Origin of the sequence: Rossellomorea sp. FS2 (assembly GCF_047915635.1) — a bacterium.
Classification (GTDB): Bacteria; Bacillota; Bacilli; order Bacillales; family Bacillaceae_B; genus Rossellomorea; species Rossellomorea marisflavi_A.
Genome location: NZ_JBLRVS010000001.1, coordinates 808,151 through 830,358 on the forward strand (window position 1 = coordinate 808,151; position 22,208 = coordinate 830,358).

A 22,208-nucleotide genomic window follows, 5' to 3' on the forward strand; every position below is an offset into this window, starting at 1 on the left:
AAAGGGGGCGATCTTATGCGAGAAATCGAAGTCTTTATCGATACGGAGGAAATTGCGGATTTCTTTATGAAAGAGTTGGTCGAAAGAGGCTTTGTCCCTTCGGAAGCCGAAATCGAAGAACTAGCTGATATCACTTTCGAGTATTTGATTGCCAAGTCCATCATCGATGAGGAATGGGAAGAAGAAGTAGAATAGTGGCCGGAATTAGGAGAGGGAGCCCTTGGATGGGACCCTCTTTTTGCTGTGTCTTTGGGTGGGACCACCGGTCAATAGTCCTTTGAGGATGATTTCAGCATACCCGATACAGCCTTCCTCCAACGTTTCGTCAGCGTGAAAGTGCCTGGAGGGGGGATGGCCATAAGATGCCGCTTGATCTCCGACGGGTCACCTTTGTACCAATCGCGAGATGGATAGGGCAGGCGGATTGCATCCGGCCACGCGTCCACCAGGCGGGGGCTGTATAATGTACGGATGTTTGAGGGGGTGTTCGAATACACCCTGGGCCAGTAATCCTGCCGGGAAGCGGTATGGCGCCGCAAAAGGGCGTATCGAAGGGAAGACTGATGGATGTGAGGGTGGAATAAGATCCTGTAAAGCTTCTTACCTGCCTCGATCCGCGCGTGGACATCGTCAAATCCATAGATTATTTGGCCGGCCAGGGAATGGGAAGGACCTTCTCCGTATGGGAAAAGAATCGATGTGAGACCGAGTGAATCCTGAAGGGTGAATAACCACCTGGTCAGATCTTTCTGGTCCATCCACTGTGAAACGATCCGATTTTCGATGAGCATCTGTTCATTGATGATCAGTGCAGTTGTGAGAAGGCTGCTATCACCCGATTTGAAAAATGCCTGCCAAAAAGGCTTCATGAAGGACGATACCTGGAATTTTGACAGGAGGGACCAGTTGCATGACCCCCTCTCCTTCCATTCTTCATAAAGCATCAGCTGGGGATAGGCATCCTCAAAGATCGCCGCATTGCATGTTTCAAGGAACGAAAAGAATTCTCTCTGGATCCTTCTTGGCATGACACCCGATAGAAGGCTCCCCCGGAGATCGGTCATATAATAGCCGGCGTTCCGTGATACCATATGGGCAAGGAATACCCAATGGATCTCCGGGTGTTTCCGGTAGAAGCTCAAATATCTCGCCGTGCGGGTCAAATTATCCCTGTTCCCGAGGGTTGTCTGCCCTTCCATGTGATGAAGCCTCTTCCTGTCATCGGGAAAGAATAGGATGGGTTGATCCTCTTGCCAGGGCTGAAGGATGACTTCAACTTCCTGGACAGGCAGCAGGGGAATGGTCCCGTTGATGACAGTACCGCGCATTTTTCGTGACATGACTCCCGCTCCTTTCTTGAATCATGTACTCTTAAGCTATTTTATTCATCGAGGCATTATACCCCGGACTTGGCAATACTGATCCATCTGCACGATAAAAAGAAGGATTATGGGACGAGAGGGGAGAAACATCTTAAAGGAAGTCTGTAACTATTTCCGGAGGGGGAACCAACATGTCGTTTTTTAATAAAGTCCTCGCTACAATCGGTATCGGGGCTGCAACGGTGGACACAGTGCTGGAGAAGTCACACTATGTGGCCGGTGAAAGGATACAAGGCATGATCGAGATCAAGGGAGGAAGCACGCAGCAGGAGGTGGATGCCATCTATCTCACCCTGCATACCACGTACATCCGTGAATCTGATGATAAAAAGTTCACGGATCATGCGATCATCCAGAAAATTAAGGTCGCGGAACCGTTCATCATCAACGGGAATGAGAGGAAAGAGATCCCTTTCGCCTTTGATTTGTCTTATGAAACACCCGTCACCTACGGCAATACGAAAGTCTGGGTATCAACGGGTATGGATATTAAAAATTCCATTGATCCTAAAGATAAGGATTATATCGAGATCGCCCCTCACCCTCTGAAGGAATCAGTTCTCTCCGCAATTCAGGAGCTCGGTTTCAGAACGCGGAAAGTGGAGTGTGAACAAGCACCGAAACGTCTTCGGAGACAGTATCCCTTCATCCAGGAGTTTGAGTTCGTCCCCATGAACGGACCTTATGCGGGCAAGCTGGACGAATTGGAAGTCATGTTCAACGAGCAGTCCAGGGACAGGGTGGAAATTCTCCTTGAAGTGGATCGCAGGGCAAGGGGACTCGGGGGCTTCTTGGCGGAAGCACTTGATATGGACGAAACGATCGTCACACTTCACGTGAATGCCTCAGATGCACCTGACCTTAAACGGATCATCCAGAAGGCTATCGACCGCGTCTGCTCATAACATTTCGACAAAGGTTCCCACCAGTCGATGAAGGATTCGACAGCTCGTTTGTCTAATACATCTGAAAAGATCTTTTGGAGGGATGACCATGCTGACTCTTGATAGAATGATGCGCCCGAAGCGATCCCGTACGACCTATGATATGACCATCTTCCAAACGCCATCCTACGGGGAAGATAAAGGTTATCGAAATGTGTATCGAGTATCCATTGAAGCAGATGACCATGCAGATGCCCTTTATCGAACATTCCGCATGTTCAATGTGTCCGACCTGATGCCGAAGGATTTCAAGGGCCGATACCTGACCTCGAGAGACATCGTCTTCATCGATGAGGGAAGGAAGGGGCATTTCTATTATCGTCTTCAATCCGATGGCTGGGCCCAGGTGAACAGGGTCATCCTTCAGTAATATCCCATTCACCATTTTCTCCTCCCCCATTGTCACGACCGTTGAAAAGGATTACAATGGAGGTTCATAGACCTACAATCAGGAGGAATGAATGGTGAGTGTACATATTGGTGCGAAAGAAAACGAAATTGCAGAAACGGTCCTTTTACCGGGAGATCCCCTACGGGCAAAATATATAGCTGAGACGTTTCTGGACAATCCTGTCTGCTACAATGAAGTCCGCAATATGTTCGGATATACGGGAACATACAAAGGACAACGGATTTCGGTCCAGGGAACAGGTATGGGTGTCCCGTCGATCTCGATCTATATCAATGAATTGATGCAGAGCTACAATGTGCAGAACCTGATCCGGGTCGGGACATGCGGCGCAATCCAAAAAGATGTGAAAGTCAGGGATGTGATCCTCGCCATGACATCTTCTACCGATTCCCAAATGAACCGTCTGACCTTCAATGGCATCGACTATGCCCCGACGGCAAACTTCGACCTTCTCAAACGTGCTTACGACAGTGGGCTGGAAAAAGGGTTGAGCCTGAAGGTGGGAAATGTCTTCACGGCTGACATGTTCTATAACGACAATGCAGAACATGAGAAGTGGGCACAGTACGGAATCCTTGCCATTGAAATGGAGACAAGCGCCCTTTACACATTGGCTGCCAAATACGGCCGGAATGCACTGAGCGTCCTGACGGTGAGCGATCACATCATCACAGGTGAAGAAACTTCTGCAGATGAAAGACAGACTACCTTCAACGATATGATCGAAGTGGCCCTTGAAGCGGCCATCAAGGCGTAACATCATGCTGAATAGACTGCGTTTTCCCAAAACTTGGGGGAGCGCAGTCTTTATTTTGTGAAGTTTCTCCTGCTTACAGAATCAAAAATTAATGGTAATATGTTAAATGCAATCAAAATAGAAACTAGGTGAAAGTATGAAAAAGATCATCATGGTCTCTGCTGCATCCCTCGTCCTGCTTTCAGGATGTCAGCAAGTCAAGGACTGGTCTAATGATCTTACAGGTAAAAAAGATCAGACAGAAGAAAAACAACAAGACGAAAAAAAACCTGAACAAACACCTGCGGATGAACAGGAAAAAGCCTCCGCACCGGAAGAGACCGTCCCTCCTGAGCTTCAGTTGGATGCCCGGTTCTTCAACGATATCAAGGAAGTGGATGGCCATGCCATCATCCAGAACCCTTCCAACATCCTCGCCATGGTCAATAAGGATTATGGGCTGGGTGAATACAAACCGGATGACCTCGTACGTCCGGACGTTCCGTTCGTTTTCGGCGAAGAGGACCTGGAAAAAGCCCATCTGCGTAAAGAAGCGGCAGAACATCTTGAAGACATGTTCGCCGGTGCCAAAAAGGACAATCTTTATCTGACCGCTATCTCCGGATACAGGTCGTATGATTATCAAAAAATGCTCCTCGACAGGGAGAAAGAACAATATGGAGAGAAAAAAGCGGTAATGGCCGTCGCTCCTCCTGGAAACAGTGAACACCAGTCGGGCTTGGCCATGGATATTTCAAGTCAAAGCCATCAATTCCAAATCGATATCCCGTTCGGGGAAACCAAGGAAGGAAAATGGCTTGCCGAGCATGCCCATGAGTACGGATTCATCCTTCGCTACCCTGAAGACAAGGAAGACATCACGAAATATCAATATGAACCGTGGCACTTCCGCTATGTCGGAAAAGAAGCGGCCAAGGTCATGTATGATAAGGATTGGACGTTGGAAGAATATTTTGATCATGTGAAGGAAATATGATGAACTAGGCTGTGACAAACGTGTTTTAGTCATAGTAAAGCCCGAATTCATTTGCCTGCGATCAGGCAAATGAATTCGGGCTTTTAATTTGTTTTCATCGGTTGATTTGAGTGCAAAACGGAGACTCCTGCGGGAAAAGTAGCTTATGAGAGACTCATGCCGAGGTGGCTCACGGGCTACCCGCCGAAAGCGAAGTCTTGCACGGAAATCATGAACTGTATTAAGAACCCATACTGATCGTGTTCGTCATAAAATGGAACCTTTTTGTTTTGTCCCAACCTATTTCTTTATGTCTGAATCCAGGCTCACCTACATAGACTAGGGGTAGTTGGCAGGACAAGGGGGGAGCAAACATGAAATCGGGTATCTCGATCGCAATCGGCAGCCTGCTCGTGGCTTCCGGGATCAATATGTTCTTCGTGCCCCATCATTTTCTTGATGGAGGCATGATCGGGCTCGGGCTCCTGACCTATTACTGGTTTGGCCTGCCGCCGGGGCTGACGATCATCGGTTTAAGCATCCCCCTCTATGCCATTGCCTTTTATAAAGATCGCAGCCTATTCTATCGAAGTGTCCACGGCCTGTGGTTCTCCTCCCTGATGATTGACTGGCTACGGCCCTTGAGCGACCGCGTATACCTGCCCCCCTTGGGGTGTGCACTGCTTGGTGGTGCTACCGTCGGGATCGGGATCGGATTGATGTTGAGGGTGGGGGCAGCGACTGGGGGCAGCGATTTGCTGGCACAGCTCCTCGGGAGGGGATTCGGACTCAATCCAGGGAAGGTCATCTTCCTCTTTGACAGCATCGTTCTTTTGGCTGGTCTTTCGATCATCGGAGGGGAAGCATTCCTTCATTCGCTGGTCGCCATCAGCACGGTCGGTTTTTTTACGACACTTTTGGCATATCCTACCCATAATGATGGATTTTCCTTTCGCTAATGGATAAAAGCTGATAGAATGAAGAGGTTATAATCTCATGATGGCCTTATGGGCTTCATGACCAGTCGAAAACACGATGATACATAGCAATGAAAGTGGTGGAAGCATTGGAACAGGACAAGACAGATCAATCACCCCAGCAAGAATCGAATGTCATTAAAATGAAGAAATTTAAATTCGTCATGCTGATTTTCATCCTCGTATTCGCCACAGCAGGAATCACCACCTTTGCCCTGGCCTTCGGTGATGAAAAAGCCGTGAATGTCGGAGTGACCGATCGATCGGAATTCACGAAGCTATACGACGCTTATGACAAACTGAACGAGAATTATTACAAGGACCTAGATAAAGATACGCTCATCGACGGCGCGATCAACGGCATGATCGAAAGCGTGGGGGATCCGTACTCCGATTATATGGACAAAGATGAAGCGAAGAAATTCGATGAGAGCATCTCATCTTCTTTTGAAGGAATCGGAGCTGAAATCCAGGAGAAAGACGGCTATATCGCCATCGTATCCCCGATTAAAGGGTCACCCGCCGAATCGGCAGGACTCAAACCGAACGATAAGATCCTGAAGGTCGACGATAAAAGCATCCAAGGGATGTCCGTATCGGAAGCCGTTCTGTTGATCAGAGGGGAAAAAGGCTCGAAAGTCACCCTCACCGTGCAGCGGCCGGGTCAGGACAAGTCAATGGAAGTGACCATCACCCGTGATGAGATCCCAATTGAGACCGTGTATGCAGAAATGGAAGGGGATGGGGTCGCGAAGATCCAGATCACTTCATTCTCTGAGCACACGTATAAGGAACTGACAGAGGCATTGAATGAAATGAACGATAAGGGCATGAAAAAGGTGGTCCTCGACCTAAGGCAGAACCCAGGTGGGCTTTTGGACCAGGCCATCAAGATCTCAAACCTCTTCGTACCTGAAGGGGAAGTGATGTTCCAGGTGGAGGACAGTAACGGCAAAGTCGAGAAATACGTTGCTGAGGGCGGAGATAAAATCGATATCCCTACAGCCGTCCTCATCGATGGGGGCAGTGCCAGTGCGGCCGAGATCCTTGCGGCTGCCGTAAGTGAATCCAATGACATCCCGTTGATCGGAACGAAGACGTTCGGGAAAGGAACCGTACAGACGGCTGAAGAGTTCAAGGACGGATCCAACATGAAATTCACGACTGCCAAGTGGCTGACCCCGGATGGCAACTGGATCCATGAGAAGGGAATCAAGCCGACCGTGGAAGTTAAGATGCCGGATTATGCTGAATTGCCATACTTGAATCCTGACAAGGAACTGAAGGAATCAGACCTTTCCGATCAGGTGAAGACAGCAGAACAGATGCTGAATGCCCTTGACTTCAACCCTGGTAACGTTGATGGCTATTACGACGAAGACACAACGAAGGCAGTGGAGAAGTTCCAGGAAAGCAAAAAGCTGAAGGTCACCGGAAAGCTTGATTCCGATACAATCATTCAGCTGATGGATAGCTTGAGGGAAAAACTGCAGAAGAACGATCCACAGTTCAAAAAAGCAGTGGAACAGCTCAATAAGAAGAATTGATCATCATGATGCCCCGGTGACGTACCGGGGCATTTTTTTGTTATGGAAAGGTATCGAGACCGAGTACCTTTTCGATTTTCTGTTTTTTTCTCGTGATCCATTCCCCCACATAATGTCGATATAGATCATCCTGGGAAGAGTGGAACTCCCTGAGCAACGTCCGTAAATCCGTGAGGTGCTCTTCAAGGGATTTCATGCTCCTTTCAAAGCCGTTCAAGTGAACCTTCTTCATGATGATATCTACAAGATGTTCATTCCCTGCTTCGATGGTTTTCGTGCCTTGTCTCACATAGATGGCCCCGTCCCTGAGTTCCCCCTTGGTGACGACAGAAGTGAAGGGGACATACCGGGGATCATATTCAATAATCAGGGCCTGAAAGCGTTTTGAGTGCAACAGGGGATCAACTTCACTCGGGAAAAGGTAATCTTCCGTCCTGTACGTAAGATAGCTCGGAAGTAAATGTTGAAGCTTATTGTCCACATCGGCTTTATCATAAAAGTCTTCATCCGCCAGCCCTCTCAGTGTAAGACTGCCGTCATCTTCCTGTCTGACCCCGAGGATCAGGCACCCACCGCCTGAATTCGAGATCGCTAGGATATGCTTGGCAAGCTTGGTCCACTCGACCCAGCTGGATTTGAAGTCAACATAATCCGATTCACCCGTATTATTCAACAACAATTCTTTCAGGTTCTCCCTAGACGGGCTGATCAGGAATTCCTTCAATGTCTGAGGCACAATCTTGTCATGAAACAATGGGGTCGACCTCTTTTCCTTTGGTCTATACCTACATTTTATGCGCCAGGTCGCCCTTTATGGCTGTGTCCTGAAAATCAGGGGGGATTGCTTTCATTGTCATAACGGCTCGAATTGACTAAAATAGTATATAGAGACTATCACCGTGAATCCGAAGGAATGATTGATCATAGAGTCTTTGTAGTCCGGTGAAAAAAGAAAAGAGGAACATATTCATGAAGAAAGATGTCTACATATTATCGGGCTTCCTCGGAAGCGGAAAGACAACCTTGCTGAAAGGGTTGCTCGAATCATTGAAAGCAGAGGGGACAAAACCCGCGGTCCTGATGAATGAGCTTGGAAGTGTCTCGATCGACAGCGATGAAGTGGATGAAGATACGGCTTTGAGGGAGATGCTTGACGGATGCATCTGCTGCACCCTCTCGGATAAACTTGAATCCCAGCTTCAAGATCTGCTGATGAAGGAAGATTTCGGTGCATTGGTCATCGAAACGACGGGTGCCGCCCATCCTGTAGAGGTGGTCGACTCGATTCTCTCACCGCTTTTTGCAGATCGTTTCGACTTCAAGGGCATCCTCACCGTGGTCGACGGTCTTCAATGGAGAGAACGGGGGAGTTTCAGTCCTTCTGTCCTACACCTCATGAGGGAACAGATCCGTCATGCAAGTTTCCTTGTCGCCAACAAGGTTGACCTTTTGACTGAAATGGAACAGGGGACGTTTGCGTATGATCTTCAACAACTGAATCCAGGCGCTTCGATTTATTTAACGAGCCATTCGAAAGTGCCTGTAGAGGCCATCACCTCCATGACGAAAAAAGATCGTTATGAGGGGGGAGAAGGCCATACCCTGACGCTTCAGGCGGTCGTCCATACGTTTGAAGCGGGGGTGAGCGGTGAAGACTTTGAAAAATGGGTCCATGCCCATCAAGAGTCCATCTATAGGATGAAAGGCTATATTCCGCTTCAGGGAAGGAAGCACCCGACGCTCTTCCAATACTCATACGGCATGCCCCTATACATGCCTGGGGACATGAACTACCCGACCAACTTTGTCGTCATCGGCGAAGGACTTGATCGGGAACGGATCATCTCCTCCCTTAAAAGCCTGGAAAGATGATTGACAAGAAGAGGAAAAAGGTCTATGATTTAATAGTTAACACACTGAATTATTCAATAATCGTAGGAAAGGTCGATTAGAATTGGGGAAAGACTTATTTGAGTTAGAGCGATTATTCGTATCCGTATTCCGAATGATGAAGGCAGATGTGAGAAACATCTTCGGACAATACCTATCCAATGGGGAATTCCGTGTCCTTCAGCTCATTCGTGAGAACGGGGCCCTGAAGTCCTCGGAAATATCAAAGAGGATGGAAGTTTCAGCGAGCCACATCACTTCCATCACCGATGCCCTCGTAGAAAAATCACATATCACGAGACAAAGATCCAATGAAGATCGCCGGGTCGTAGAGCTGCAGATCACCAAAAGTGGTGAGGAAGTACTGGCCAAATGTGAAGAGCGGAAATCGGAGTATTTCCAGGATCTGTTCCACACGTTCGATGAGGAAGAAATCCGCATTTTCACGCATCTATTTGAAAAGCTGTTAAGTCATCCGAAACGTCATTCGTAGGAAGGGGATGACCGGAACGATCCGGTCGCCCCTCCTTTTCTGCCCATTACTTCACTCGTTGAACTATTTTGCAACCGAATGGTATAGGAGGGGAATGAATTGGAACATTTGGAACATAAAAAGAAAGTCATGATCATGATCGCCATCATGTCAGCTATGTTATTCGCCGCATTGAATCAGACCATTGTCGGTACGGCGCTTCCAAGGATCATTTCCGAAATCGGTGGAATGGATTACTATAGCTGGGTCTTCACCATTTTCATGCTCACCAGCTCGGTCACGGCCATCCTGGTGGGAAAACTGTCGGATATGTACGGGCGTAAACCGTTCATCCTTCTCGGAATCGGGGTGTTCATGGTCGGCTCCTTCCTGAATGGTCTATCGGGATCGATCTTTCAGCTCATCCTATTCCGGGGCATCCAAGGCTTCGGTGCAGGGATGATCATGTCCACGGCCTTCACTGCAGTAGGGGATCTGTTCCCTCCGAGAGAGCGCGGGAAATGGCAGGGACTCATGAGTTCGGTTTTCGGTCTTGCCAGCGTCTTTGGGCCAACCCTGGGTGGTTGGATCGTCGATAATGCCAATTGGCACTGGGTATTCTGGGTATTCCTGCCGGTAGGCTTCATCGCTTTTGGCATGATTTATAAAATGTTTCCATCCCAGAAGGCAAAAAAAGGGCAGAAGGTGGACTATCTGGGCTCCGTCATGCTCTCACTCACCATCATCCCGCTTCTCCTTGCGTTCACATGGGGCGGGAATGACTATGATTGGCTGTCTGTCCAGATACTCGGCCTCCTTGGAGGTGCCATCATCGCACTGATCCTCTTCATCGTCACTGAGAAGAATGCGTCGAATCCGGTACTGCCCCTTGGTCTGTTTAAAAACAGGATCTTCACCCTGTCCAATATGATCGGTTTCATCCTTGGGGCCGGGATGTTCGGTGCCATCATGTACATGCCCTTCTTCATTCAGGGGGTCATGGGAACATCCGCCACCAAGTCGGGACTCGTCATGATGCCGATGACCCTCAGCATGGTGCTCGCCAGTGCCATCGGCGGTCAGATCATCACCAAAACGGGGCGATACAAGTTCCTGGCCCTTATCGGACTTTTTGTGATGAGCAGCGGGATGGTTCTTTTGTCATTCATGGATACTGACACGACGAATGCCAGGGCCCTGATCAATATCATCATCGTCGGCACCGGACTCGGGCTTAGCTTCCCGGTCTTCACCCTGACCGTGCAGAACGCCGTTGCCCACCAGTTCCTTGGAGTCGCGACGGCAGCCACACAGCTTTTCCGTCAAATTGGCGGAACAATCGGGGTGGCCATCATGGGAACCGTCATGAACCAGTCCATGGCGAATAAGATGAGTGAGCAGATGGGAGCGGTCAAAGAATCGCCCCTCCTGTCCAACCCGGACGCTGCAAAGGGGCTCGAAAAACTCCAGGATCCACAATTGATCATGAGTGCCGACAAGCTCAAAGAAATAGAAAAGACGCTTCCTTCAGAACTGAGCGGTGTATTTGATACGATCATATCAGGTGTGAGGGAAGCACTGAGCTACGCATTGACGAACGTCTTCCTTATTGGGGCGATCATCCTCTTCGCCGGGTTCCTGTTGACCTTCTTCATCCAGGAAATCCCTTTGCGGATGAGCAATAAAGAAGAGAGCGAACCACAAAAAGCTGTTAATGAATAACAAAAAAGCTGATCCTGTGAAAGGGTCAGCTTTTTGGATTCATGATACCATCTCAGTGGGACTCCCCGAACTTTTTAAAGGTCATTTCGTCTTCCACAAGTCCGCATGCAGCGCATTGAATCTTCTTATCGGGTCCATTATAGGCCAGGTGAAAGGGTTCCAACTGACCACTTTCGTATTGTTGCACCACTTCTCCGGAAGCAGGGTCCAGTTTAACACTCTGAGAGAGCTGCTGTATAATGTTGAAACGGGTGCGATTTGTTTTACAACTCGGACAACGGTATGGTGTCGACATCGAGATTCCACCTTTCGGGTTTTATGGATAGTGTACCTTGATAAATCAGATAATATGTAAAAAGGAGAGGAAATGATGACATCCGAAGAACTTCTGGAAGCATATAGGAACATGTATAAGGGCCGCCGCCTCGAGCATGGGGGCAGGGAGCCGCTGGAGGTCCTCCGCGAAGCAATCAAGCGGGAGCTTCAGGATGAGTTCAGCCACCCCCGGATCAGAAAGGGACCGTTGGACAAGTTCTATTTGGCCACCAAACGAATTAGTGACTCTCCCTTTCCGGCAGAAGTAAAAGAGAAACTGATACAGTGTCATATACTGGTCATGTCAGAGTTGATCTGAGCTGCTTCATATAGAAATCATTGAAAAAAACCTGTAACAAATGTCACAGAGGAACGCCGTTCATAAAGTTGTCAATCTTCTTGTTCAGGTAATTATTAGGTGCGGGAGAGATGAATTTCTTGTGTTGGAAATGAAAGCAAACCATCCGGTGAGTCTTTATACCCTTTAGTTTCGGTGATTACTAAAGTACTAGAGGAGAATTGTCTTTCAATCCCGACAATTATCGGTGAGCTGCCAACATCTCCCGTAAATGTAACAAAAACTTGATGGTATGATGTTTTTGCACCAGGAAAAACACATTCATTAAGGAGGCACACACACCTATGAACAAGAAATTGGTTATCACGACAGCAACAGCATTTACATTCCTTGCAGCACCATTCGCCGGAGGCAAAGCAGACGCCGCTGGAATGGACCAGGCTAAAGTAAATACAAACGTGAATGCGCAACAGTTTGCTAATCAAGAAGATTTGAATAAATGGATGCAGGATATCCTTTCAAAATATCAAATGGATGGAAAAGCCATCAACGTACAAGATTGCATGAACGGTAGCATTCCGGCACCTGAAAATCAACAGGAAGCACCAAAAGCAGAGGCACCTAAAGCGGAAGCTCCTCAAGCCCAAGCTCCAAAAGCAGATGCACCAAAAGCAGAAGCGCGAAAAGCTCAGCAGCAACAGGCACCTGCAAAGCAGGAACAACCAAAGCAATCTGAGCAAAAAGCCTCTGATGAGAGCGGCCAATTGAGCCAGTATGAGCAAAAAGTAGTGGAATTGACAAACCAAGAGCGTGCGAAACAAGGACTTCCTGCTTTGAAAGTGGATGCCGAGTTGAGCAAGGTTGCGAAGGAAAAGTCAAAAGATATGCAAAAGAACAACTACTTCGATCACAACAGCCCGACTTACGGATCTCCATTCGACATGATGAAGCAATTCGGAATCCAATACAAAGCGGCCGGTGAAAACATCGCCCAGGGTCAACAGACACCTGAAGAAGTCGTTCAAGCATGGATGAACAGTGAAGGACACCGCAAAAACATCATGAGCTCAGACTATACACACATCGGTGTGGGTTATGTTGAAGAAGGTAACTACTGGACACAACAATTCATCAGCAAATAATCGATTCACGAATGAACGCCCGGGTATGGTACCCGGGCGTTTTTATTGTGAATAAAAAAGAGCTTACATTTGCATTTCGGCCCTCTGGTCCATACTATTAAGGTATAAAGTGAGACGTGGAGTGGATCTAGCTTGATGAAAGAAAAAGTAGTGTTCATTACTGGTGGTTCGAAGGGGATCGGAAAGAAAACAGCAGAAGAATTTTCCCGAAAAGGACACACCGTCATACTCAATTATCGAAAACATGAAGAAGAAGTGCAGGAGCTTACAAAACAGCTTCATGATACATATGGAAACAGGGTCTTTTCTGTCAAGGGTGACATCGCGGACGAGGCGGACTGTTCCCGGATGGTGGAAGAACTGTCACATGAGGTCGAAGGAGTCGATATTCTCATACACAACGCAGGTCCCTTCGTCAAAGATCGAAAGACGTTTGATGAGTACAGTCCGGGTGAATGGAATTATATCATCGCAGGCAACCTCAATGCGGTGTTTTACTTAACCAGGCTCTTGATCCCACATATGCGTGGAAAAGGCTGGGGTAGGATCGTCACCTTCGGCTATGACCGCGTGGAGACGGCTCCGGGATGGATCTACCGCTCTGCCTTTGCAGCTGCCAAGGCGGGGCTTGCATCCTTTACGAGGACCCTTGCAATGGAAGAAGCCGCCAACGGCATCACGGTGAATATGGTATGCCCGGGTGACATCGTACCCGAATGGAAGGAACGTTCAATCAGTGAAGCACGGGGAGAGGAAGATGAATCGACACCCGTGGGGCGCCCGGGCACGGGAGAAGACCTATCACGTGTCATTGCCTTCCTGTGCAGTGAGGAATCCGATTTCATCACCGGCTCGATCATCCCTGTGACAGGGGGGAAGGATGTGCTGGGGAAGGTCTTTCATCAGGAAGGGTTATAAAAAAAAGAGATGAGCCGGAACGGCTCATCTCTCCTCATCTATGATTTCATAGCACTTAGCGGGATGTGGCTGTTTTTATCGACCTGCGCTGAATGGCAATCAGGCGAATGGATAATGTGATGGCCCCGGCGGTGAGTCCCGATGTAAGACCGAGCCAATACCCATACGGTCCCCATGCCGTGTAATTGGCTAGTACATAACCAAGCGGCAGCCCGATTACCCAATAGGAAATCAGCGCCATCACAAAGGTGATATTCACGTCCTTATAGCCCCGAAGTGCACCTTGGACAGGGGCCTGAACCGCATCTGAGAGCTGGAAGAACACAGCATAGAGCAGGAAATGGCCGATCAGTTCCCGTACATGGAGGTCGTCGGTATATAAAAATGCAATATCGGACTTGAAGGTAAGGAGCAATGCGCCGTAAATAAGGGCAAGGAGAAGGGCGAATGAAACCCCGATCCAGCTGTAAACTCTCGCATCCTTCACCCGCTTGGCCCCGATCTCGAACCCTACGACGATCGTAAGGGCCATGGAGATGCTGAGGGGGATCATGTACAGGAAGGATGCAAAGTTGATGGCTGCCTGATGGGCTGCAATGACCATCGTGCTGTAGTTGCTCATCAAAAGCGTCACCGCCGAAAAGATGCTAACCTCAAAAAAGATTGACAGGCCGATGGGGACTCCCATCGTTAAGAGCTCCTTCAGCTTGTTCCATTCAGGAAGCGGAATCACCCTGAATATCCGGTAATCGTTAAAGGGCTGCTTCGTGTGGATCACCCAAAAGGCGATGAAGGCGATCACCCAATAGGTGATGGCAGTAGCATACCCTGCCCCTGCACCTCCTAATTCGGGGAATCCCCACTTACCGAAGATGAACAGGTAGTTCAGGATCACATTAATCGGCAGGCTCATCAATGTAATAACCATCGTCACACGGGTCATGCCCAGTGCATCAATGAATGACCTGAAGACCGTATAGAGGAAGAGAGGGAGGATCCCAATGGAAATGGCAACAAGATACGCATATGCCACCTCCCGGACATCCGACTCCAAATTCATTCCATTCAGGATCGGTCTGATCAACAATGCCCCGATGATGAATACCAGGATAGACAAGAAGATGGCGGCATAACTGCCTTGAAGAACGGTGGAAGGGACGTCCCGTTTCTGTTTGGCCCCGATCAGTTGAGCCACAATCGGTGTGACTGCGAGAAGAATGCCGGTCAAACCGGTGCTGATCGGAACCCAAAGGGATGATCCGATGGCGACCCCTGCCAGATCCGCTGGGGAATATTTCCCCGACATGATCGTATCGAAAAAATTCATGGAAAACATCGCCAACTGAGTAATCAGGATGGGGATGAGGATGACCATTAGCTGTTTGATTTTTTGGGGGATGGATGAAGTTTCATTCATGGCGTACTCTCCTTTAATCTGCGAAAAATGCACTATCATACTGTACCACAGAATAGGGGTGACAGGTGAAAAAATCCAATCTTGAAAAGAGGGAACGCCGTGGAAGATAGATGGAAGAATTGGGTGTGGATCGTATTTTTGGTCTGGTATGGAGTCGGACTCGTGCTTGTTTCCCTTGACTGGCTTCCGCCTGCACTTCAATGGGCGAATGCCGTTTTTTTATATCTTTCGGGATTTCTGGCCGTCTTGTATGCCGGCATGGTATTTAAAAGGGGAATGGGTTACTGGCTTTCTGCCATCATCATCATAGGGACCATTGCCGCCGAATCACTCGGAGTCCATTACGGATGGATCTTCGGGTCATATCATTATGAAAAAGATTTCGGCATCCAGCTCTTCGGAGTCCCCGTTACGATCGGCTTCGCATGGGTGATGGTCATATTCACGAGTATGGCGTACTTCGAGTGGATGCTGAACGGGAAGAAAACCGTGAAGAACGCCTTGGTGTACAGCATTGCCACTTCAATCCTTGCGGTCACGATGGATCTCATCATCGATCCAGTTGCCTACAAAGGCAGGCAATACTGGATCTGGGAGGGGGACGGCATCTATTATGATATTCCAACGCAAAACTTCCTTGGCTGGTTCTATGTATCTATCGTGATCCAATTCATCCTCTACTACCTTTTGAGGGATACGTCATTCCCAAAGGGCTGGAGCCGGAGGATGAGGTGGTTATATGGGATGGTCGTCGGAATGTTCGTGGTCACTTCCATGGTGGAAGGCCTATGGCTTGCGGTCTTCGTGACGCTTACTGTATATGGCATCATGTTGATCATCAGGAAGATATGGAGGGAATCCTATGATAGAGCCTAAAAAAAGTCCGGCATTCCAACGGATCCTGTCAGGATATTTAACCTTTCAATTGAAGAAGCATTTTCACCGGATCTGGCTGGATGATGATCGTCAAAGGAAAGGGCAGGGGCTTATGCTCGTGAATCACTCCAGCTGGTGGGACGGGCTACTGGTGTTTTATTTGAACCGGCATGTGGTGAAAGGGGACAGCTATGCCATGATGAGCCGCAAAGGGATGGAAGAATACGGATTCTTCCGGAAAATAGGGGCGTTTTCAGTGGATCGGGATTCTTCAAGGGAAGTGGTTGCGTCTTTACGCTACGCTGAAGAGCGCCTCAAGGAGGATAAAACGGTATGGATCTTCCCTCAAGGGGATGAGGAGCACGTGGAGAAGCGTCCCCTTACATTCTTTAATGGACCGGGCTACCTGATAGGAAAAGTTCCAGAAGTGTCGGTGGTCCTCGTCACATTCTATTATACCTTCCGTCACCACCAGCGCCCGGAGCTGTTCATTCGATTGAAAGATGCCCCGCCCCTGCATGGCGGACGGAAAGAAAGGACCGACCACTTAAGGACGTTGATGGAAACTCAACTGGATAGGATGAAATCGGAAGTGGTGGAGGAGGATCTTTCTTCGTTCACCCCCTGGGTCGGCGGATTTTCATCAAGTAGCGAAAAGCTGCAGTTTTTAAAAGGAAAGGATAGAATGAATTGATTGTGATCTACACTGCCATACTCATCGTATTTATGATCTTGACCGTCCTCAATTTGGCATTCCTTCCCCGGTTGAAGGCAGCCTCTCCATCTACCGCATTTGTTTCCCTTTTGATTCCGATGCGCAATGAAGAACGGAATGTCGTATCCTTGATTCGAAATTTGAAATGTCTTACTCATCGATCCTTGGAAATCATCATACTGGACGACGGATCGACCGATCAGACGTCAGAGCTCTTGAAGAAATCGATTGGCGATGATCCCTTTTTCAAGGTCATAGCCGGCAAACCCCTCCCGGAAGGATGGGTCGGGAAGGTACATGCCTGCCATCAACTTAGCATTGAAGCAAAGGGGGAGTATTTGTTCTTCCTTGATGCCGACGTCCGCATCGCGCCTGATACGATCGAAAAGGTGCTCAACGAGATGGACCGCAGCAGATCAGGATTGGTCACGGGTTTTCCACGATTTCCGGTCAAGCCGCTCCTCGGGAAACTACTCGTTCCCTTTCAGCATTTCCTGGTATTCTTCCACCTTCCTTTATCTATGGCAAATTATACGACGCTCCCTGCTTTTACGGCGGCTCACGGCGCCTTCATGTTCTTTAAGAGGGAGGCGTATGAAAGCATAGGCGGACATCAAGCCGTTCAATCATCCCTCCTCGAGGATGTACATATCACCAGGCTGGTGAAGAGAAAGGGATGGAAAGCGACCCTGGTCAATAACACAGGTGACGCCGTCTGCCATATGTACGATACGAATCGTGAAGTATGGGAGGGATTCCTCAAGAATATTTATATCGGTCTTGGCCAGAATCCCTTCATGGTCGGGCTATGTTCCTTGTTTTATTTCATCTTCTACTTCATGCCCCTCCCGCTGTTCGGCTACGGGATCATCAGCCTTCAGGCAATCTATTGTCTCCCGCTGATCGTGGTATGGGCCCAGACGTTCATTGTCGACCGGACATCCAATCAATCTCCCCATCATTTTTGGCTGATGCCACTGGCTAGTCTGGCCCTGATCGCCATCATGTGGACGTCCATGGTAAAACGGATCAGAAAACAAACGTACAACTGGAAAGGAAGATCATATTGAGTGGGAAAGTCATCATAATCGGCTCTGGGCTTGGCGGCCTGTCGGCGGGCATCACCCTTCAATCAAAGGGATTTGATGTGACGATCATCGACGAAAATGTCCACCCCGGAGGCAAGATGATGCCGGTGGATGAGAGCGGATTCCATTTCGATTTCGGACCGAATACCATCACCATGCCGGACATTTTCAGAAGAGTGATCAATGATGCCGGTGGTGATGCGGATCGCTATTTCCGCTTCACCAAATTGACCAGGCATACAAAGAATGTGTTTCCGGACGGAAGGATCCTTTATCAGTCATCGGATCCCGGTGAGATGAAAGAATCGCTCTCTCAGTTCGGAGAAGCAGGGAGGTATGAAGCGTATCTAGAGGAAGTGAACAGACTTTACGGTCTTGCTGAGAAAGGATTCTTTTATCGTGTGTTCAACTCCTGGAGGGACTATCTGTCCCCATCCCTTGCCGCCAATTTCGCAAGAGTAAGGCCACTTGAGAAGATGGACCATTTCCACAGACGGTTCTTCCGCCACCCCGATGTACTGAAAGTGTTCAATCGTTACGCAACGTATATCGGATCATCTCCATACAAATGTCCGGCAACCTTCTCCTTGATCGGACATCTTGAGATGAATGACGGTGTGTACTACACCCAGGGGGGGAACACCGGTATCGCCAAAGGATTCTCGACATTCTTCAAGGAATGCGGGGGAGTAATCCGATCCGGAACGAAGGTGAAGAAAATCCTTGTCGAGGGAAGGGAAGCGAAGGGCATAATGACTTCCACAGGTGAAGAGGTGAGGGGTGACTTTGTGATTGTGAACGGAGATTATATCACAGCAACCAAAGAACTTCTCGAGGAACGTGACCGTCCGTCCACTCCCGATCAGAAGCTTGATGCCTATGAACCTTCCATCTCGGCATTCGTGATCCTAGCAGGGTTGCGAGAGTTCCAGCCCGATATCCACCACCACCAGGTTTTCTTCACGGATGATTACAAGGAGGAGTTTGACGACATCTTCTATAAAAAGAGACTGCCGAAGGATCCCACCATCTATATCAGCCATTCCGCTGCCACCGATCCCGGGGTGACGAAGGGTAGCAATTTGTTCATCCTGGTCAATGCGCCTGCGGTGAATCTGACGGAAGAAGAAGTCATGAGGTACAAAAACAGGATCTATGATGCACTTGAACAAAAGGGGATCCCCATCCGGAGTCAGCTGGAGTTCGAAAAGGTGATGACCCCGGATGCCATCAAGGGGAAATTCTCTGCTTACCGGGGAGCCCTGTACGGGATTGCCTCCCATACAATGACGGAAGCGTTCCTGCGGCCCTCCAATGTAAGCAGGGATGTACGCAATCTCTATTACGCCGGTGGGACGACCCATCCGGGCGGGGGGTCACCAATGGTGACGATCAGTGGCAAAAACGTGGCGGATTTCATCCTTAATCGTCAAGGAAAGAGATAATTGATGTATTCTTCATGAATTTTTGTTCTATCCCGGCCGTATTTTTGGTAAAGTGTATAATGATGATGCCAAATGGAGCATCCACCATTATCGAGTAACAGTTAGGAGTCTATCACTATGAGTAAGCGAATTTTATTTACAGGCGGGGGTTCTGCCGGTCATGTCACCGTCAATACAGCGCTCATTCCCCACTTTGAAAAAGAAGGCTGGGCGATCACTTATATCGGATCCAAGGACGGAATTGAAAAAGAAATCATCACCGATCAATTCCCTCATATTCCTTATAAAGAAATCTCGAGCGGGAAGCTGCGCCGCTACTTTTCGTGGAAGAATTTTTCCGACCCGTTCCGAGTGATGAAGGGGGTCCTCGAGGCTCTTTCCATCATTCGCAAAACGAAGCCGGATATCATTTTCTCAAAAGGGGGATTCGTGTCGGTACCGGTTGTGATGGCAGCCAAAATCGCCAAGGTGCCGGTTGCAATCCACGAATCCGATGTGACGCCAGGCCTTGCAAATAAACTGGCCGTCCCATTTGCGACCAAGATCTTCACCACATTCCCGGAAACCGTGAATGTCCTGCCTGCCGAGAAATCGATTTGTGCAGGTGCCATCATCCGCGAAGAACTTTTCACCGGAGATGAAAAGGAAGGGCGCCGCCTGACCGGATATCACAATCTGAAGCCGGTCCTCATGATCATGGGAGGAAGCCTCGGGGCAAGAAAGATCAATGAAGCCGTAAGAAGCAACCTCGAAGATCTGCTGAATCATTTCCAGATTGTCCATATTTGCGGAAAAGGCAACATAGAACCCGATATAGAACAACCAGGATACAAACAGTACGAATTCATCAAAGGTGATCTGCCTCATTATCTCGCCATGACGGACTTTGTCATTTCGAGAGCAGGATCCAATTCCATCTTTGAGTTCCTGGCCCTTAAAAAACCGATGCTTCTGATTCCCCTGTCCCGTGAAGCGAGCAGGGGGGATCAAATCCTCAATGCCAACTCATTCGTCAAGCATGGCTATGCCCTGAAGCTTGAAGAAGAAGAAGTAACCGCGGAAACGTTCCTTCAACATGTGAAGGAACTTGAAAGCAAACGGGATGAGTACGTTTCTGCCATGGAAAACGCCGATAAGGCATATACCATCCAGGACATGTATGAAGAATTATCCAGCATGAGTAAATGATGCGTCTTTTCACCCGCCGATGTACATAAACTGTACAAACGGTTGAAAGGGAGAGAGGCATGGCGTACCAATACTCGAAAGGCTGGTATCTCCAGGAACTGAAGAAAATGGGGATTTATCACCATCCGGTTGATAAACGGAAGCTTGAAAGCTATAAAACCTTCGTCATCCGCAATCTTTATTTCGAAAAGAAAAATAAGAACTAACAAAGAGGCTGGGACAAACGTATTTCAGTCATAGAAAAACCCGAATTCATTTGCCGTTCAGGCAGTATGGTTCGGGTTTTTCATTTGTTTCATGACCATTACGATTTCATTGTTTCCAGCGGTTGATTGGAGTGCAAGACGAAGACTCCTGCGGGAAGAGTAGCGTATGTGAGATCCCTCAGGCATGCCGGGGAGGCGCGCGGGCTAGCCGCTGAAAGCGAAGTTTTGCACGGAAATCATGAGCGGTATGAGGAACCTATACTGATCGTGTTCGTCATTTATGGCTCCCTTATTAGTTTTATCCCTTGGAGATCTTTTCGGCGAGGACATCGTTTGTAACATCCGAAAATCTTTTGTGGCGAATGTCTTTCAGCGCAGTGCATAAGTTTTCGATGCCGCGCTGATAGAGATAGATGACGATGGCATACAGGATGCTCACGCCGTATAAGACATGCTTATTCATGTGCAGAAGCTTGTACAGCCCTTGTTTTTGGAAGAATGCCGTCATGGGGTAGGCAAAAAAGTAATTCACCGCTCCGTTCAGGAATAGGTATAGGGGGAAAGAGTGAAAAGACAGTTTGAACACCCAAATGGTTGCTGCGAAAAATGGACCGATGATGAACGAGAGATCGGCCAACACCTGTGCCTTCTTATTTCCCTTCACCTTCCAAAGTTTAAGCACAGGATTGATGAAGGAAACGACAGTCAAGATGAATGACACCAGGATGGCTGCCGGTGAATAACGAAGAATATCCGTCCGCCGCAGAAAGATCAAGCTGAACCAAGACAGGATGACGAGAAGTACGCGAAGAATCATAGGAATGCCCCTCCTTAACACTTTACAGACAGTTTGCCTGACAGAAGGGGGAATTATGTATAGGGAGAATGCAAAAAAATAGACACCGGCTGGCCGGTGTCTTCATTTCAAGCTTCCATAGCCTCTTCTTCAGCCTGCTCCTGCTGATAAAGGTAAAGCGTATAGAGGTCTTTGGGAATTTCGTATAGGTCATAGACATCTTCCGCCGCATTGAGCTGAGCGTATAGGGATGCCCTCGTTTCGTTCGCATTGACGACATAAGGCAGTTTTTCAGCCGCTTTTCTTGACCGCGCATTCACTTTGCGGATCCTCATGAAAATCGTTTCCATACCGAGTTCATAGAATAGCTCGTGGAAAAAAGCATCCTTTGCAGGTTGATTATAGCCTTTCCCGTGATAGGGCTTACCTAACCATGTCCCGAGGAACCCGGCGCCTTCCTGGATGTCGTAAAGGTTGATGGTTCCGATGGGGTTGCCCCATTCATCGGTGATGGTGCGGGAGATGAGCTCGCCGCGGTCTTCTGCTTCAATGGTTTGTTTCGTCAAGAATAACAGTTCTTCATAGGAATGTGCTTTTTGACGCACAAAAGGGAAGACATCCGGATGCACCATGAGGTCGAATAGTTCATGACACTCATTAAGGTCCCGTCTCTTGATCATAGTAGACCCTCCTTGAGGGCAGTCCCGTTGTGAACGATCCACCCTCGAAATTTTTAAATGGTAACT

Annotated in this window: 25 protein-coding genes; 19 read left to right on the forward strand and 6 right to left on the reverse strand. The window is 48.5% G+C overall.

What is annotated here, in order from left to right; genetic code table 11:
* Positions 1-15: 15 nt before the first annotated feature.
* Entirely contained in the window at positions 16-195 is a 180-nt protein-coding gene (locus ACNA6I_RS04335; protein WP_048005800.1) for a YozD family protein, read from the forward strand.
* A 71-nt stretch (positions 196-266) separates the two neighbouring features.
* Here ACNA6I_RS04335 and ACNA6I_RS04340 read toward each other — a convergent pair whose 3' ends face one another.
* Positions 267-1,340 carry a DUF2515 family protein gene (locus ACNA6I_RS04340; protein WP_159129759.1) on the reverse strand — a complete coding sequence of 358 codons (1,074 nt, stop codon included), beginning with the start codon at positions 1,338-1,340 and terminating at the stop codon, positions 267-269.
* A 173-nt stretch (positions 1,341-1,513) separates the two neighbouring features.
* Between ACNA6I_RS04340 and ACNA6I_RS04345 the strand changes: the two genes are divergently transcribed.
* The 6 genes from ACNA6I_RS04345 to ACNA6I_RS04370 all read left to right on the forward strand — a co-directional run bounded on the left by ACNA6I_RS04345 (position 1,514) and on the right by ACNA6I_RS04370 (position 6,974).
* Positions 1,514-2,287: a sporulation protein gene (locus tag ACNA6I_RS04345; protein WP_048005799.1), complete on the forward strand. Its 774-nt coding sequence runs from the start codon at positions 1,514-1,516 to the stop codon at positions 2,285-2,287.
* 88 nt (positions 2,288-2,375) lie between these two features.
* Positions 2,376-2,696, forward strand: a complete 321-nt coding sequence (locus tag ACNA6I_RS04350; protein WP_148795315.1) for a YodL domain-containing protein — start codon at positions 2,376-2,378, stop codon at positions 2,694-2,696.
* Positions 2,697-2,790: 94 nt separating this feature from the next.
* A complete protein-coding gene (gene deoD, locus ACNA6I_RS04355) occupies positions 2,791-3,495 on the forward strand; it encodes a purine-nucleoside phosphorylase (RefSeq protein ID WP_048006358.1) in 705 nt (234 codons plus the stop codon).
* A 136-nt stretch (positions 3,496-3,631) separates the two neighbouring features.
* Positions 3,632-4,471: a M15 family metallopeptidase gene (locus ACNA6I_RS04360; protein ID WP_048005798.1), complete on the forward strand. Its 840-nt coding sequence runs from the start codon at positions 3,632-3,634 to the stop codon at positions 4,469-4,471.
* A gap of 353 nt (positions 4,472-4,824) precedes the next feature.
* The gene (locus ACNA6I_RS04365) at positions 4,825-5,409 is read left to right on the forward strand and encodes a YitT family protein (RefSeq protein WP_048005797.1); all 585 of its coding nucleotides are present in this window, start codon (positions 4,825-4,827) and stop codon (positions 5,407-5,409) included.
* Positions 5,410-5,498: 89 nt separating this feature from the next.
* The gene (locus ACNA6I_RS04370; RefSeq protein ID WP_048005796.1) at positions 5,499-6,974 is read left to right on the forward strand and encodes a S41 family peptidase; all 1,476 of its coding nucleotides are present in this window, start codon (positions 5,499-5,501) and stop codon (positions 6,972-6,974) included.
* Positions 6,975-7,014: 40 nt separating this feature from the next.
* On the opposite strand, the gene ACNA6I_RS04375 is transcribed toward ACNA6I_RS04370, so the two are convergent.
* Positions 7,015-7,728 carry a helix-turn-helix domain-containing protein gene (locus tag ACNA6I_RS04375; RefSeq protein ID WP_048005795.1) on the reverse strand — a complete coding sequence of 238 codons (714 nt, stop codon included), beginning with the start codon at positions 7,726-7,728 and terminating at the stop codon, positions 7,015-7,017.
* 215 nt (positions 7,729-7,943) lie between these two features.
* On the opposite strand from ACNA6I_RS04375, the gene ACNA6I_RS04380 reads away from it, so the two are divergent.
* The 3 genes from ACNA6I_RS04380 to ACNA6I_RS04390 all read left to right on the forward strand — a co-directional run bounded on the left by ACNA6I_RS04380 (position 7,944) and on the right by ACNA6I_RS04390 (position 11,058).
* Positions 7,944-8,846, forward strand: coding sequence for a CobW family GTP-binding protein (locus ACNA6I_RS04380; RefSeq protein WP_048014942.1), 903 nt, complete (start codon positions 7,944-7,946; stop codon positions 8,844-8,846).
* Between the two features lie 82 nt (positions 8,847-8,928).
* Positions 8,929-9,357 carry a MarR family transcriptional regulator gene (locus tag ACNA6I_RS04385; protein WP_231578998.1) on the forward strand — a complete coding sequence of 143 codons (429 nt, stop codon included), beginning with the start codon at positions 8,929-8,931 and terminating at the stop codon, positions 9,355-9,357.
* A gap of 99 nt (positions 9,358-9,456) precedes the next feature.
* Positions 9,457-11,058 (forward strand): MDR family MFS transporter, encoded by a 1,602-nt coding sequence (locus ACNA6I_RS04390; protein WP_048005793.1) that lies wholly within the window; start codon positions 9,457-9,459, stop codon positions 11,056-11,058.
* A 52-nt stretch (positions 11,059-11,110) separates the two neighbouring features.
* Here the strand turns inward: ACNA6I_RS04390 and ACNA6I_RS04395 are convergent, their stop codons facing one another.
* Complete coding sequence (locus ACNA6I_RS04395) at positions 11,111-11,353, reverse strand: hypothetical protein (RefSeq protein ID WP_048005792.1); 243 nt, start codon at positions 11,351-11,353, stop codon at positions 11,111-11,113.
* A 72-nt stretch (positions 11,354-11,425) separates the two neighbouring features.
* On the opposite strand from ACNA6I_RS04395, the gene ACNA6I_RS04400 reads away from it, so the two are divergent.
* From ACNA6I_RS04400 to ACNA6I_RS04410, 3 genes are all read left to right on the forward strand, one after another.
* The gene (locus tag ACNA6I_RS04400; RefSeq protein WP_148795313.1) at positions 11,426-11,692 is read left to right on the forward strand and encodes a hypothetical protein; all 267 of its coding nucleotides are present in this window, start codon (positions 11,426-11,428) and stop codon (positions 11,690-11,692) included.
* Positions 11,693-12,015: 323 nt separating this feature from the next.
* On the forward strand, positions 12,016-12,813 hold the full coding sequence (locus tag ACNA6I_RS04405; RefSeq protein ID WP_416312976.1) for a CAP domain-containing protein: 798 nt from the start codon (positions 12,016-12,018) through the stop codon (positions 12,811-12,813).
* Between the two features lie 135 nt (positions 12,814-12,948).
* Positions 12,949-13,731 carry an SDR family oxidoreductase gene (locus tag ACNA6I_RS04410; RefSeq protein ID WP_048006356.1) on the forward strand — a complete coding sequence of 261 codons (783 nt, stop codon included), beginning with the start codon at positions 12,949-12,951 and terminating at the stop codon, positions 13,729-13,731.
* Between the two features lie 55 nt (positions 13,732-13,786).
* On the opposite strand, the gene ACNA6I_RS04415 is transcribed toward ACNA6I_RS04410, so the two are convergent.
* Complete coding sequence (locus ACNA6I_RS04415) at positions 13,787-15,148, reverse strand: MATE family efflux transporter (protein WP_048005789.1); 1,362 nt, start codon at positions 15,146-15,148, stop codon at positions 13,787-13,789.
* 99 nt (positions 15,149-15,247) lie between these two features.
* Between ACNA6I_RS04415 and ACNA6I_RS04420 the strand changes: the two genes are divergently transcribed.
* From ACNA6I_RS04420 to ACNA6I_RS04445, 6 genes are all read left to right on the forward strand, one after another.
* Positions 15,248-16,024 carry a carotenoid biosynthesis protein gene (locus ACNA6I_RS04420; protein ID WP_416312977.1) on the forward strand — a complete coding sequence of 259 codons (777 nt, stop codon included), beginning with the start codon at positions 15,248-15,250 and terminating at the stop codon, positions 16,022-16,024.
* Positions 16,011-16,718, forward strand: coding sequence for a lysophospholipid acyltransferase family protein (locus ACNA6I_RS04425; protein ID WP_048005787.1), 708 nt, complete (start codon positions 16,011-16,013; stop codon positions 16,716-16,718). The genes ACNA6I_RS04420 and ACNA6I_RS04425 overlap by 14 nt, the downstream gene beginning before the upstream one ends.
* A gap of 2 nt (positions 16,719-16,720) precedes the next feature.
* Positions 16,721-17,809, forward strand: coding sequence for a glycosyltransferase (locus tag ACNA6I_RS04430; RefSeq protein ID WP_416313215.1), 1,089 nt, complete (start codon positions 16,721-16,723; stop codon positions 17,807-17,809).
* Positions 17,806-19,272: a phytoene desaturase family protein gene (locus tag ACNA6I_RS04435; RefSeq protein WP_316247139.1), complete on the forward strand. Its 1,467-nt coding sequence runs from the start codon at positions 17,806-17,808 to the stop codon at positions 19,270-19,272. The genes ACNA6I_RS04430 and ACNA6I_RS04435 overlap by 4 nt, the downstream gene beginning before the upstream one ends.
* Positions 19,273-19,389: 117 nt before the next feature.
* The gene (locus ACNA6I_RS04440) at positions 19,390-20,460 is read left to right on the forward strand and encodes an undecaprenyldiphospho-muramoylpentapeptide beta-N-acetylglucosaminyltransferase (protein WP_048005785.1); all 1,071 of its coding nucleotides are present in this window, start codon (positions 19,390-19,392) and stop codon (positions 20,458-20,460) included.
* Between the two features lie 59 nt (positions 20,461-20,519).
* Positions 20,520-20,666, forward strand: a complete 147-nt coding sequence (locus tag ACNA6I_RS04445; RefSeq protein ID WP_416312978.1) for a DUF2639 domain-containing protein — start codon at positions 20,520-20,522, stop codon at positions 20,664-20,666.
* Positions 20,667-20,964: 298 nt separating this feature from the next.
* Here the strand turns inward: ACNA6I_RS04445 and ACNA6I_RS04450 are convergent, their stop codons facing one another.
* Positions 20,965-21,483, reverse strand: a complete 519-nt coding sequence (locus ACNA6I_RS04450; RefSeq protein WP_053072386.1) for a hypothetical protein — start codon at positions 21,481-21,483, stop codon at positions 20,965-20,967.
* A gap of 107 nt (positions 21,484-21,590) precedes the next feature.
* Positions 21,591-22,142: a GNAT family N-acetyltransferase gene (locus ACNA6I_RS04455; RefSeq protein ID WP_048003852.1), complete on the reverse strand. Its 552-nt coding sequence runs from the start codon at positions 22,140-22,142 to the stop codon at positions 21,591-21,593.
* Between the last annotated feature and the right edge of the window lie 66 nt (positions 22,143-22,208).